Consider the following 13795-nt stretch of genomic DNA (forward strand, 5'->3'; position numbering starts at 1 on the left):
CAAAGCATGATAAAATCCGCCAACACCTTATTACACACAAAACGCCATGACACAAATCAACGAACAAACCATTATCCAACATACAACTAACTGGTTAGAAAAAGCCGTGATAGGTCTCAACCTTTGCCCATTTGCCAAAGCCCCACACGCCAAAGGGCAAATCCGCATCGCCGTTAGCCACGCCAAACATTTAGATGCATTTTTGGAAGACTTAGACCGTGAATTGCAAACCTTGCTGAACACACCAGCCAGCGAACTGGAAACCACCCTGCTCGTCCACCCCAACCTATTTCCCGATTTCAGCGTATTCAACGACGTGCTAGACATGGCAGACAACGCCCTTGTAGACAACCACGCAGAAGGCATTATTCAAATTGTCCCATTCCACCCTGAATTTCAATTTGAAGACACCGAACCAAACGACATCAGCAATTACACCAACCGCAGCCCCTACCCCACGCTGCACCTCATCCGCGAAGACAGCATTGAAAAAGCCGCTCAAGCCTTTCCAGACCCAGCCGTTATCTTTGAACGCAACATCAAAGTGTTAGAAGAAATGGGGCACGAAGGCTGGGAAAAATTAGGCGTTTCAGGCTGCCCGTTTCATCACAATAAGGACTAACCTATGACCCCCATACAACGCGAATGGCTATTCTGGGCAATGACTGCACTCATGCCCGTATTGCCAGCCCTGTTGATTTGGACCATGCCCCCCAGTCGCACACGCGAAATTTATCTCCGCAGCTTGTTTGGCATCGTCCTGCTTGCCGTTGGCACATTATGCCTACTGATTGCCGTGCTGCCCCAATACCTGCCGCATTCCCAATCGCTCAGCGCATGGACATTCGGGCTGATGACCACGCTATTATTCGGCATACCCAGCGTAATGATGTTTTTCCTGCCCAAAAGCAGCCTGAAAACCTTGCTAATTAACGGCTTACTCTGGATCGCAGGCGCAATTTCCTTGATACTTGGCATTATCGGTGCATTTTTGCCCGTGATGCCCACCGTTCCCTTTATCCTACTCACCGCCGCCTGCTGGGGACGCGCTTCGCCACGCTTCAGCCATTGGTTGCACCAAAATAAATACTTCGGACCAATGGTCAAAAACTGGGAAGAACGCCGCGCCATTTCCAAACGCGGCAAATACACCGCTTGGACCATGATGAGCATTTCCTCCATCGGCTTGCTGCTGAAATTTCCAGAGCGTTGGTATGTCGGCTTAGGAACAGGTCTCATTTGCCTATGCGTGGGCATTTGGATGTCCCGATTACCCGATGCCTAAATCATTTTCAGGCTGCCTGAAAACCCTTTATAATCCACCCTTTTCATTTTTAAGGCTTCTGATCATGAACACCATTACCACAGAAAAAAAAATGAACGTAGAAAGTTTTAACTTAGACCACACCAAAGTTAAAGCCCCATACGTTCGTTTAGCCAGCGTAACAGATGGCGACCACGGCGACGTGATTTACAAATACGACTTGCGCGTATGCCAACCGAACCAAGACCACATGAAAATGCCTGCCCTGCACTCATTGGAACACCTAATGGCAGAGCTTTCACGCAACCATTCAGACAAAATCGTGGACATCAGCCCAATGGGTTGCCAAACAGGTTTTTACGTTACCCTGCTGAACTTGCCCGAATACCAAAACGCAGTAAACCTAATTGAAGCCACATTAAAAGACGTGTTAGCCGCTACAGAAGTGCCAGCGTGTAACATCATTCAATGCGGTTGGGCAGCCAGCCACAGCTTAGAAGGCGCACAAAAAATCGCTCAATATCTGTTAGACAAACGAAGCGAGTGGGAAGAGGTATTTGCATGAGTCGCGAAATTTTGCACCCAGAAACCGTCGGCATCGTTGGTGCAATGGAAACCGAAGTGCTGACCCTTCGCGATAGTTTGACCCAGTTGCACACGCACAAAATCGGCAAAAACATCACCATGTATACAGGCAAATACGCAGGCAAAGATATTGCCCTGTGCCAAAGCGGTATTGGTAAAGTAAACGCCGCCGTTGCCACCACGCTGTTGATTGAACATTTCAGCCCAGATTGCGTGATTAACACAGGCAGCGCGGGCGGCGTGGGCAAAGGCTTGAAAGTGGGCGATGTCGTGATTGGTACACAAATCGCTCATCACGATGTTGATGTAACCGCTTTCGGCTACGCGCACGGTCAAGTGCCACAAATGCCCGCGTTTTACACTTGCGACAGCACGCTGACTTATGCCGCAGAAGCCGCCGCCGTTAATTTCAAAGACGCGCACATTTTCCGCGGCGTGATTGTGAGTGGCGACCAGTTCATCAATGGGCAAGACAAGATTGCACAAATTCGCCGTCATTTCCCAGAAATTCAAGCCATTGAAATGGAAGCTGCCGCCATCGCGCAAACCTGCTTCTTATTGAAAATGCCGTTTGTGATTATCCGCGCCATTTCCGATAGCGCAGATGAAAACGCCAATATCAGTTTTGATGAATTTTTAGCGACTGCTGCACAGCATTCCGCCAAAATGGTTCATCAAATGATTGAAGCCTTGTAAACAATAAAAAGCAGCCTGAAAATATTTTCAGGCTGCATTTTTATGCACAACAATCAACCCGTATTCCGCAACCCCTGCGCCACACCGTTAATCGTCTGATGAACCATTTGCAAAACGTGCTGATTATTCGGCTCTTGGCGCAACTTCCGCAATAGAGCCACTTGCAAGCCGCCCAACGCGTTCAGATACGGAATCCGCAACGCCAAACTACGCGCCAATGCGCGGTTATCCGTCAGCAATTCGCTGGTTTGCAAAATATCCAACAAGGCTTTCAGGCTGCGTTGATATTCCGCTTTAATCGCCGCAAAAATTTCCGCGCCGTGCTGTTCATCTTGGCTCAACGCCGCGTAGTGTTCCGCCAAAATCAAGTCGGTTTTCGCCATTACCTGTTCCATATTTGACAACATCGCACGGAAAAACGGATTGTTCTGTGCGTGTTCTTGCAAGGCTTTCAGGCTGCCTGAATTTTGTTTACACAACTCTTCCACCGCGCTACCAAAACCATACCACGCTGGCAACATCAAACGGTTTTGCGTCCACGAGAACACCCACGGAATCGCGCGTAAATCCTGAATCCGCGCCAACGTTTTGCGGCTGGCTGGACGGCTGCCTAAATTCAAGCTGGCGATTTGTTCAATCGGGCTGGTTTGCAAGAAATAGTCAATAAAACCGTCTCGCGTAATCAAGGCGCGGTAATGTTTGAACGCGCTTTGTGATAAGGCATTCATCAAATCCGCGTCAGGGTCGGCAGGAGCTGGCAGCAAAGTTGCTTCTAAGGTGGCGGCGACTAAGGCTTCTAAATTACGCCCTGCATTGCTTGGGTCGCCGTATTTCGCTGTGATGACTTCGCCCTGTTCGGTAATACGGATTTGTCCTGCCACGCTGCCTGAAGGTTGCGCCAAAATCGCTTGGTAAGACGGACCGCCGCCACGCCCCACGCTGCCGCCGCGCCCGTGGAACAAGCGCATACGAATGCAGTGTTCTGCAAACAATTTCACTAAGCCTTGCTCGGCTTGATACAAGCCCCATGTGCTACTGATGTAACCGCCGTCTTTGTTGCTGTCTGAATAACCTAGCATGATTTCTTGAATATTGTCGCGGCTGCTCAAAAATGCACGATACCATTCATTGCTGAATAATAATTCCATAACAGGGCAGGCGTTTTCTAAGGCTTCAATCGTTTCAAATAATGGCACGATGTTCATGCGTGAAACGGGTTTGCCGTTTTGCAAATTCATCAAGCCTGTTTCTTTTAAAATCAAGGCTAAAGCCAGCAAATCGCTTGGGCGTTCGCAGTTGGAAATAATGCTTTGTGAAACGGCGCTTTCGCCAAATTCGCGTTTGATTTTGTTCGCTTCAAAGAAAATATCTAATTCATGGCGACACGGTTCGCTGTATTCAACATATTGGTTGAACAAGGGGCGTGGGTTGCCCAATTCACGCAATAAAACCGCTTGGCGCGTGTTTTCAGGCAGCGATTGATAGTCTTCCAAACCTGCGTGTTGGAGTAATTCTGCGACAACATCGGCGTGTTTATTGGCGTGTTGGCGCAAATCCAACGGCATTAAATGGAAACCGCAAACCGAAACCGTGCGGATAATGTCCGCAATGCGCCCGTTTGCTAAAATTTCGCTGCCGTTATTTTTCAGGCTGCGTTGTAATGTGGTTAAGTCTTGCAGAAATTCATCTACGTTTTCATACGCTTGCCCCAATTCAAAACGATAGCCCAACGGAATGCCCAGCAAATGTGCTTTGGCAACCAAACGCGACATGATGTAAGCAATCGCGCGGCGGTACGGCTCTTCTTGTCGTGCCACTTCTGTGTCGGGCGATTTGGCAGACAACACCAACACGCCATCATCCACTTTCACACGGCGCACGGAAAGCGGCAATTCTTGGTACAGAGCTTCCAGTTCTCGGCGATAATGATGAAACGCTGCGTCTGCATGATGACGGAACGCTTCACGCAAAGTCTGTGCGGATACAAACGGATTTCCGTCTCTATCGCCACCAATCCAGCCGCCAATTTGCAAAATATTTGGCACAGAAATATCAGGAAATGCAGCCTGAAAATGTTTTTCTAAATGGCGATACAGTTGCGGAATGGCTTGGAAAAAACTACGTGGGAAAATGTTCACGCCGTTCATGATTTCGCTGGTTACGCTTAATTTGAAATGGCGCGTTTCGCTAGTTTGCCACAAAGTCAGCAGCACAATATCCATTTCGCGCTGCCATTCAGCCAGCTCTTCTGCGCTGCGACAATGCTCTCGGAGTGGCAACAAAGCACGGATTTTGCGGTGCGAAATTTGCGTGGCTTGGCGTTGCACTTCAGTTGGGTGCGCGGTTAAAACGGGGTTGATTTGCGTGTGGTTTAACGCAGCCTGAACGGTTTGGCTATCTAGCTGTTGCGCTTTGAATTTTTGCAGCGTAATGGCGATGTTGCCGTCATAGCTGGCGTTGCCTGCGGTTTCGTGTACCAAACGGCGGCGTTCATGGTGTACATCTTCGGCAATGTTCAAAATCTGCGCAAACATGCCCACGGCGGTAATCAAATTTTCGGTTTGCTCATCGGATAAAGACGGCAGCAATTCTGTGATGACTTTGCTGCTGTCTTGCGCGGTGGCTAAAATTTTCAGCGCATTAACCACGATTTCATCTGCATGAATTTCTAGCATTCGATAGAGTGATTCGGTCATCACTTTGGCATCTGCGACCAGTTCTGCGTCTTTTGGGTTGTTGAGTAATGAGAGTTGCATAAAATCTTCCTTGTTGTTCTTGATGATTTTTTACAAAATTAATGGGGAAGATTTTAGCGCGATTTGATGGAATTTTGGTATTTCTATGCCATTTATTTGTTTTCAAACAAGATGATGAATGAAGAAAGGACAAATTGTATAATTTCTTGATAAAGTTTGCGTTTAATCAAGGCATGCAATTTAATGAAACGCTACAATAGCGGAAATTAAAAAAAGGCGCATATCCATGGAGGGATATGCGCAAAGTCTACGAAGGAGAAATAGAGGGGAAATATTCAATCGCTATCGCGTTTGAATGCTCGTATTATGTTGGATTGTTTCAATCCTGTCAAACACTTATTCTTTATGTTTATGTAAAGAATAAGTGTTTTTTCATTTCCAAAAAGCAGAATATTCTTTCCAATGAAAGAAAATAATAAAATCAAAAAGAATTTGCCGTTATTTGTGGTATTTTATATAAACACTTATGTACGTTTGGGCAAATTATTTTTTTATGATGGCACGCCAAATAATGCGTAACCAGTCGCGTTTTTCCAACACGGGACGCTGTGAAAATACATCGTATTGCGCAGCAGCAAGTTTTTGCAAAATGCAGTCGCCGCCCAAAATAATCATGCGCAATTCAAAACCCAATCTGCCGCGCAGAGTTTTTCCCAATGGCGAACCTGCTCGCAGCATTTTGTGTGCTTTGTCACATTCGTAAGCAAGCAGTTTGCGCAGGTTTGGGGTCATCTTATTGGCGGCAATATCGCTTTCTGTTACGCCAAATTTTGCTAAATCATCTTGCGGTAAATACACGCGATTTTTTTGCCAGTCTATGCCTACATCTTGCCAGAAATTGATGAGCTGCAAGGCGGTGCAAATACCGTCGCTTTGGGCGATGGATTGTGCGCTGGTTTCGCCGTATAAATGCAGCATAATCCGCCCTACTGGATTGGCAGAACGGCGCGCGTAGTCAATCAACTCGCCGAAATTTTGGTAACGTGTTTTTTCAGTGTCTTGCGAGAATGCGGACAGTAAATCGTAAAACGGTTGCAATGACAGCCTGAAAGGTTGAACGGCGCGTTCGTTTAATTGGCGCATGAGTTCGGTTTCAGGCTGCGTGTGTGTGGCGATTTTGTCTAATTCAGCAATGAGTTTTTGCAATTCGGCTTGGCGTTCTGCTGTGGTGACATTGCCTTCATCGGCGATGTCGTCTGCGGTGCGCGCGAATGCGTACACGGCGTGAATGGGGCGGCGTAAGCGGCGCGGCAAGATGATTGAGCCGACGGGGAAGTTTTCGTAATGGTTTGGGGTGGTCATTTGGGATTACTCCTTGTTTTTCAGGCTGCGTTTTATCATATCGCAGCCTGAAAATAAAATATAGTTAATGCACTTATCTTTTAATACGGCGTTGCTAACGTCCTTACATACTATTCGTACACGGCGGGCGTTGTCGCCTTGTCTTAAAAAATAATTGCATCAACTATATAAATGCAGCCTGAAAACTATCTTCAGGCTGCATTGTTATTGGATTACTTCGCAACTGAATCCGTTGAAGTGCGTTGCTCTGGCTCAAGATTCACAGCCGCGCCTTGGCTGGGCAGCCATTTTTTCTCAACGCGCCATTTGCCTGCTTCATCTTCCACGCGCACATACCAGTGAATGGCTTTGCCCAACGGTTTCAATACCGCCAAATATTCTGCTTTGTCGCCTGAAGTGGGCGAATTGGCGGCTTTCAAGCGCACAATTTGGTCGAGTGCTTTTTGGGCTGGGTGTTGCATGAGCAGATTAAGCGGCTGTGTACGGTCAAAATCGCCACTCACAAATACTTTCGCGGCTGAGCCGTCATCGTTAAACAACACTTGCGCGGTAATGTGCCGTTTACTGGCTTCCACATCACGCTCAATTTGCATGTTGATGTATTTGCCCTCTTTGTAATAGTCGTCAGTAACCATGTCATCATGCCCGTTTTGCGCTATCCAAAAGGTTACGAAACCTGCAATTACAACAATAATCGGTCCTGTCATCAACATCCAGAAAATGGGTTGCTTAAACCACGGCGCGTTATTATCTGTCATACCTTATTCCCCAATAAAAATCGATTTTTCTGTGATTTCACGCGCTTCGCTTTCAGGCTGCCCTTGAATGCGATATTTAAACGTGAAGACAATCGGGTGGCTGCCTTTGTCTGCATATTCAGGCTGCGTAACCACTTGCACAGGCACGGTTATGATTTCGCCTGCTTTTAGCACCACGCCACCTTCTGGCAAACCTGTTACGGCAATGTCTTCAAAACCTGCCACGCTGGCAGTAACCACTTGCACTTTGTCGCTGGCGTTGCTGATACTTAAGTTATACGCATTTTCCAGCAGACCTTGCTTGTTCTCACGCACCATTACGCCACGATCTTTAATCACGTCAATTTGAATGGTTTGGCGTGTAGCAATGCCAGTAAACAAGCCAATCACGGCAATCGCCAAAAAGCCACCATACCACACCACTTTCGGGCGCGTTAAGCGTTTTTTAATGTCTTTGTCTTCGTATTCGTGTTTCAAAACCGCTTCGGTGGTGTAACGAATCAAGCCGCGTGGATAGCCCATTTTGTCCATGATTTCATCACACGCGTCAATACACGCTGCGCAGCCGATACATTGGTATTGCAAGCCGTCTCGAATATCAATCCCTGTTGGGCAGACTTGCACGCAAGCGGTACAGTTAATGCAATCGCCCATATTGTTTTCGCCGCGTTCTGCGTTTTTCTTACGTGCACCGCGTGGTTCGCCGCGTTCGGTGTCGTATGAAATTATCAAAGTATCGTGGTCAAACATCGCGCTTTGGAAACGGGCATATGGACACATGTGCAAACACACTTGTTCGCGCATAATGTGTCCAAACAACCATGTGACAAAGCCGTAAAATGCCGCTGTTCCCAACGCAACCGAGCCTGCCGTACCGTTGAAAATCGCTGGCACAAATTCACGAATCGGAGTGAACCAGCCTGCGAATGTAATCCCTGTCCACGCAGACACGACAAAAATCAGCAAATATTTCAGAGCTTTGATACGAATTTTGCGCGCATTCCATGGCTCTTTATCCAATTTCAAACGCTTGTTGCGGTCACCCTCAACCAAGTGGTCAATCCACAACATCACTTCTGTGTAAACGGTTTGCGGACACGAATAACCGCACCACAAACGCCCTGCAATCGTTGTCCACCAAAACAAGCCAAACGCGGACACAATCAGCAAACCTGTGAGATACAGCAAATCGGCGGCTTCTAGCACCATGCCGAAAATATAAAAATGCACGTCTTCAAGGCTGAACAGCACGGCTTGGCGATTGTTCCAGTTAATCCACGGCATGCCGAAGAAAAAGAGCTGCGTGGCGGCAATCATCAACACGCGCGCGTTGGCAAAACGCCCTTTTGCCATTTTCGGGTGAATGCGTTTTGCGCCTTGATAGAGCTGAATGGTTTGTTCTTTAACAGGTTTTTTTTGTTCTGTTTTAGACATGGTTTGTGCTCCTGTGTTTTTTAATGTACAAATTATACTCTGATTAAATTGTGTAAAAATAAATTAACTTCATAGCTGGATTACATAACAAAAAACAGTCTGAAATCTTTGCGAAACTTGTGTAAGGTGGGATTTACCCCACAAAAACAATAGCAAAATTTATTTTCAGGCTGCAAAATCGTTCAAAATGGTGGGATAAATCCCACCTTACGAGATTTCGCAAGATTTGCAGCCTGAAAATATAAAACGCAGCCTGAAAACCAAATTTCAGGCTGCGTTTATGTTGGATTACGCCAATTTCTCACGAATAATATTTTTCACAATATCCGCATTCGCATCAATCACTTGCACACGTTGCGGCAAATCTTCCAAACCGTTCAACTTCTCAGGGCGCGGAATGTTCACTTCGCCCACAGCTTCGTGAATCGTTTTATCAAATTTCGCTGCCAACGCAGTTTCCAAGCAAACAATCGTTTCGGCTGTTTGACGTAATTCACGCGCCACTTTCACACCGTCCGCCGTGTGTGGGTCGAGCAATTCGCCGTCTGTTTCGTAAACTGATTTGATGATTGCTAAGCGGTCTGCGTGGGTGCTGCTGCCTGAAACGAAGCCGTATTTTTCACGAATTTCTGGCAACTGGTCTTTCAAATTAAAGCCGTTGCCTTGCGCCACTTGCGTCCACAAATCTTGTACTTTGGCAGAATCACGCGCCATTAAGTCAAACACAAAACGCTCAAAATTGGACGCTTTGGAAATGTCCATGCTTGGGCTAGAAGTGACATAAGTGTGCGCGGTGTCGCGTGGGCTGTATTGCCCTGTTTTGAAAAATTCATCTAACACGTTGTTTTCATTGGTAGCAACGATTAAGCGGTCAATCGGCAAGCCCATTTGTTTGGCGATGTGTCCTGCGCAGATGTTACCAAAATTGCCGCTTGGCACGCAGAAGCTGACGCGTTCGCTGTTGTTTTTCGTGGCGCGGAAATAGCCTGCGAAGTAGTAAACCACTTGCGCGACAATGCGTCCCCAGTTAATGCTGTTTACGGTGCTGATATGGTATTTCGCTTTAAATTCGGCATCGTTTTGCACGGCTTTGACGATGTCTTGGCAGTCGTCAAACATGCCGCGCACGGCGATGTTAATGATGTTTTCGTCTTGCAGGCTATACATTTGGGCTCGTTGAAAATCGGACATTTTGCCGTCTGGTGAAAGCATAAATATGTTCACGCCTTTTTTGCCGCGCAAGGCGTATTCTGCGGCTGAACCTGTGTCGCCGCTGGTTGCGCCGAGAATGTTTAAGGTTTTGTTTTCTTTAGCTAATACGTATTCAAACATATTGCCTAAAAATTGCATTGCCATGTCTTTAAACGCGAGGGTTGGGCCGTTGGACAGGGCTTCGATTTTGATGCCGTCTTTCAGGCTGCGTACTGGGGTGATTTCGCTTGTGCCGAAGGTTTCTTCGATGTAGGTGCGAGCGAGAATGTCGTGCAAATCTTGGGCAGGAATGTCGGTGGCAAATAGGCTGATGATTTCAAAGGCGAGATTTTTGTAGCTTAAGTTGCGCCAGTTGTTCAGCATGATTTCGGAAACTTGTGGATAGGTTTCAGGCATCATTAAGCCGCCGTCTGGTGCTAACCCCATGAGTAGGGCTTGGCTGAAGGTTTTGGGTTCGGTTTGTCCGCGTGTGCTGATGAAGTTCATGGGGTTGTCTTTCTGAAATGGGTTTGAAAATACAGCCTGAAAAGTTTTCAGGCTGCGTGTGGTTTATTTTGTGAACAATTTTTTGTAGCAAGCAGTTACGGTTTTGGTGGTTACGTCTGTGGCTACTTTCACGCGACCTGTCTCAGTCAGCAATTGTGGCAAGTCGGCGGCGGTAATTTGATTAGGTGCTTCTTCGCTCACGCAACCGCAAATTTTGTTTTCCCACTCTGTTTGTTGCGCTTGGCTCATGGCTAGAGCTGCTAAACGCCATTCTGAACGACCTTGCAATTCTGTAGTGCATTTGTTTTGCACGTACATTTGTACGGCTGATTTGCCTAAGCTACTGGCACTCAAGCCGCCCGTGCTACTTGTGTCTGATGTGCCGCTGGCGCATGCTGACAATAAAATGGCTGTGATTAGGGTTGTTGCGATTTTTTTCATGTTTTGATTTCCTGTGTTAAAAAATGGAAATTTTCAGGCTGCCTGAATGGTATGAAGTATATCAAGAATTTCCAAAGGTTTGTTTGCGACAAAATCATATCCCCATGTTTCGGGTTTATCGTCTGCGCCAATATAGCCCCACGCGGCGAAAATGGTTTTCATGCCTGCGTTGCGACCTGCTTGTATGTCGCGCTCTGCGTCGCCAATGTAAATGCAGTTTTCAGGCTGCACTTGGGTTTGTTCGCAGGCGTATAACATAGGCTGGGTGCTGGGTTTGGCTTCGGCGCAAGTATCGCCGCTCACAATCACGGCTGGTGGCGTGATAAAGCCGAGTTTGGGGACAAGGCGGTTGGTGAAATTTTGATGTTTGTTGGTGATGATGCCCCATGCGATGTGTTGTTTTTGCAACTCTGCCAGCACGGTGTTGATTTCAGGAAACAGCACGGTTTCGTGGTCTAAGCATTGTTCGTATTCGGCAAGATAGGCTTGTTTCCATTGCTCAAAATCGGGGTGGCTTGGCGTGATATTTGCGCCAAGTTTGAGAAAGGCGGCTGAACCGTGGCTGGCGATGGGACGGATTTTTTCAATGGACTGTTCGGGAAGATTGTGTTTGCGCAATAAGTGGTTAAGTGCGCCGCCTAAGTCTAATGCGGTGTCGGCAAGTGTGCCGTCTAGGTCAAAAAAAATGGCTTGGATTTGGGGCATTATTATTCCTTGTAAGAGTTTTCAGGCTGCAAAATTGTAGCTTAATTCAAATACTAAACGCAGCCTGAAAACTCTTTTCAGGCTGCGTTTTTCAGACCGCGTTACTTTTCATTCTAATACACAATTTATTCTGCGTTAAGCACAAATTTTCAAAGTGTTGTAATTGTGTTTTGCATTTGATTTTTCTGAAAATTTGTTGGCAAAGTATGTTAAATTTAAATCTTTCAGGCTGCCTGAAAAAATTTCACATACGAAAGGGATAAACATGAAAATTACCAGTCAATGGTTAGAAAAACGCTGCTTTGTGGCGGCAAATGAACACGGCAACAGCATTGTGATGGACGGCACACCTGCCAGCGAAGGGCTGAAGCGTGGCGCGAGTCCGATGGAAGTTTTGCTGATGGGCGCGGCAGGTTGCTCTAGCATTGATGTGATTGGCGCGTTGCAAGAGCAACAGCAAGATGTGTTAGATTGCATCACAACGGTGGAAGGCGAACGCGCGGAAACATCGCCACGCTATTTCACTCAAATTCATTTGCATTTCAAGGTAGTAGGACGCAATTTGCAGCCTGAATTGGTGGCTAAAGCGGTGCAGGAATCGGCGGATAAATATTGTTCGGCTTGCGCAACTTTGGGCAAGGCGGCAAAAATGTCTTATAGCCATGAAATTGTAATAGGCTAATTAAAAGCAGCCTGAAAAGTAGTTCTACAAAATAATGAGGGTATCATCATGGCACTTTGGACAATTTGGTTAATCGCTGCGGCTTTGATTTTCACGGCGGAAATGTTTACGGGGACTGTATATCTTTTGGTGTTGGCTGGGGCTTTGGCTTGCTCTGGTGCGTTGATTTGGCTGCTGGATTTGGGTGTTTCAACGGCTTTGCTTTACACGGGTTTTTTGTCTTTGATGGGCATTTGCTTGGTGCAATTTGGGCGCGGTAGTCGATTGTCTAAACATGGTGATGATTTTGATGTGGGCGAATTGGTGCAGATTGAGCAGCCTTTGGGCAATGGTCGCTGGCGTGTGTTTTATCGCGGCACGACTTGGGAGGCGCGTCCTATTCGAGGCGAGGAGTTTCAAATGGGCGATTCTGCGCAAATTTGTGGGAAAGATGGCATTGTTTTGCTGATTAAAGCGGTTTGATTTTTTCAGGCTGCCTGAAATATTTTTTATTTTTTAAGGAGAGTTTTATGGGATTGTTGCCGTTAGTGATTTTGGTGGCTTTGGTGGTATTGGGTTTCAAATCGTTCAAAGTTGTGCCGCAACAAGAGGCACATATTGTAGAGCGTTTGGGGAAATTTCATCAAACGCTGAACCCTGGGTTGAATATTCTTGTGCCGTTTTTAGACCGCGTGGCGTATAAACATTCGCTGAAAGAAATTCCTTTGGACGTGCCAAGTCAGGTGTGTATCACGCGTGATAATACGCAATTAACGGTGGACGGGATTTTGTATTTTCAGGTAACTGACCCAAAACGTGCGTCTTATGGTTCAAGCAATTATATTTTGGCGATTACGCAGTTGGCACAGACTACTTTGCGCTCTGTGATTGGTCGCATGGAATTGGACAAAACTTTTGAGGAACGCGATGATATTAACCGCACGGTGGTGGCTTCTTTGGACGAGGCGGCGGTTTCCTGGGGCGTTAAAGTGTTGCGTTACGAAATTAAAGACTTAGTGCCGCCACAAGAAATTTTGCGTTCTATGCAGGCGCAAATCACAGCAGAACGTGAAAAACGGGCGCGTATCGCTCAATCTGAGGGTTTGAAAATTGAGCAAATCAATTTGGCTTCGGGTGAACGTGAGTCTGAAATTAAAAAATCTGAGGGTGAAGCGCAAGCGGCTATCAATGCGTCTAAAGGTGAAAAAATCGCGCAAATTAATCGCGCGGAGGGTGAAGCTGAGGCAATGCGTTTGGTGGCTCAAGCCAGTGCGGACGCGATTAAAATTGTGGCGGCTGCGATTCAATCGCCAGGTGGCAATGAAGCGGTGAAATTGAAAGTGGCTGAGCAATATGTGGAAGCGTTTAGCAAATTAGCCAAAGAAAACAATACGATGATTATGCCTGCGAATGTGGCAGATGTGGGAAGTTTGGTCGCGGCTGGTATGAGTATTGTGAATCAGACTAAGCAGTCTTAAACAAATGAAAAAGCAGC

At 46.7% G+C, this 13795-nt stretch carries 14 protein-coding genes; 7 read left to right on the top strand and 7 right to left on the bottom strand.

Annotated features, from left to right (window positions below; all coding sequences use genetic code 11):
- The first annotated feature begins 46 nt into the window (after positions 1 to 46).
- From QEO93_RS05830 to QEO93_RS05845, 4 genes are all read left to right on the top strand, one after another.
- On the top strand, positions 47 to 622 hold the full coding sequence (locus QEO93_RS05830; protein ID WP_032137191.1) for a DUF1415 domain-containing protein: 576 nt from the start codon (positions 47 to 49) through the stop codon (positions 620 to 622).
- A 3-nt stretch (positions 623 to 625) separates the two neighbouring features.
- Positions 626 to 1285, top strand: a complete 660-nt coding sequence (locus tag QEO93_RS11615) for a YbaN family protein (protein WP_342446730.1) — start codon at positions 626 to 628, stop codon at positions 1283 to 1285.
- Positions 1286 to 1349: 64 nt separating this feature from the next.
- A complete protein-coding gene (locus QEO93_RS05840) occupies positions 1350 to 1829 on the top strand; it encodes an S-ribosylhomocysteine lyase (RefSeq protein WP_032137192.1) in 480 nt (159 codons plus the stop codon).
- Between the two features lie 11 nt (positions 1830 to 1840).
- Positions 1841 to 2545 carry a 5'-methylthioadenosine/adenosylhomocysteine nucleosidase gene (locus tag QEO93_RS05845; RefSeq protein WP_167331711.1) on the top strand — a complete coding sequence of 235 codons (705 nt, stop codon included), beginning with the start codon at positions 1841 to 1843 and terminating at the stop codon, positions 2543 to 2545.
- A gap of 53 nt (positions 2546 to 2598) precedes the next feature.
- On the opposite strand, the gene ppc is transcribed toward QEO93_RS05845, so the two are convergent.
- The 7 genes from ppc to QEO93_RS05880 form a co-directional block, all read right to left on the bottom strand.
- Positions 2599 to 5301, bottom strand: a complete 2703-nt coding sequence (gene ppc / locus QEO93_RS05850; RefSeq protein WP_085815646.1) for a phosphoenolpyruvate carboxylase — start codon at positions 5299 to 5301, stop codon at positions 2599 to 2601.
- A gap of 483 nt (positions 5302 to 5784) precedes the next feature.
- A complete protein-coding gene (hpnC, locus tag QEO93_RS05855; RefSeq protein WP_032137195.1) occupies positions 5785 to 6603 on the bottom strand; it encodes a squalene synthase HpnC in 819 nt (272 codons plus the stop codon).
- Positions 6604 to 6815: 212 nt separating this feature from the next.
- Positions 6816 to 7361, bottom strand: coding sequence for a FixH family protein (locus tag QEO93_RS05860; protein ID WP_085815647.1), 546 nt, complete (start codon positions 7359 to 7361; stop codon positions 6816 to 6818).
- Between the two features lie 3 nt (positions 7362 to 7364).
- Positions 7365 to 8795: a cytochrome c oxidase accessory protein CcoG gene (gene ccoG / locus QEO93_RS05865; protein WP_032137197.1), complete on the bottom strand. Its 1431-nt coding sequence runs from the start codon at positions 8793 to 8795 to the stop codon at positions 7365 to 7367.
- Positions 8796 to 9083: 288 nt separating this feature from the next.
- On the bottom strand, positions 9084 to 10493 hold the full coding sequence (thrC, locus tag QEO93_RS05870) for a threonine synthase (protein ID WP_032137198.1): 1410 nt from the start codon (positions 10491 to 10493) through the stop codon (positions 9084 to 9086).
- Positions 10494 to 10556: 63 nt separating this feature from the next.
- Complete coding sequence (locus QEO93_RS05875) at positions 10557 to 10934, bottom strand: hypothetical protein (RefSeq protein ID WP_032137199.1); 378 nt, start codon at positions 10932 to 10934, stop codon at positions 10557 to 10559.
- A gap of 33 nt (positions 10935 to 10967) precedes the next feature.
- Positions 10968 to 11639 (bottom strand): HAD family hydrolase, encoded by a 672-nt coding sequence (locus tag QEO93_RS05880; protein ID WP_032137200.1) that lies wholly within the window; start codon positions 11637 to 11639, stop codon positions 10968 to 10970.
- A 265-nt stretch (positions 11640 to 11904) separates the two neighbouring features.
- Here QEO93_RS05880 and QEO93_RS05885 point away from each other — a divergent pair, with 265 nt between their 5' ends.
- Genes QEO93_RS05885 through QEO93_RS05895 form a run of 3 tightly spaced genes read left to right on the top strand, consistent with a single transcriptional unit; the run spans position 11905 to position 13778 of the window.
- Positions 11905 to 12321, top strand: coding sequence for an OsmC family protein (locus tag QEO93_RS05885; RefSeq protein WP_032137201.1), 417 nt, complete (start codon positions 11905 to 11907; stop codon positions 12319 to 12321).
- 48 nt (positions 12322 to 12369) lie between these two features.
- Positions 12370 to 12783, top strand: a complete 414-nt coding sequence (locus QEO93_RS05890) for an NfeD family protein (protein WP_032137202.1) — start codon at positions 12370 to 12372, stop codon at positions 12781 to 12783.
- Between the two features lie 47 nt (positions 12784 to 12830).
- On the top strand, positions 12831 to 13778 hold the full coding sequence (locus QEO93_RS05895; protein ID WP_032137203.1) for an SPFH domain-containing protein: 948 nt from the start codon (positions 12831 to 12833) through the stop codon (positions 13776 to 13778).
- Positions 13779 to 13795 lie beyond the last annotated feature (17 nt).

It is taken from the genome of Kingella negevensis (assembly GCF_030177895.1).
Lineage (GTDB): Bacteria > Pseudomonadota > Gammaproteobacteria > Burkholderiales > Neisseriaceae > Kingella_C > Kingella_C negevensis.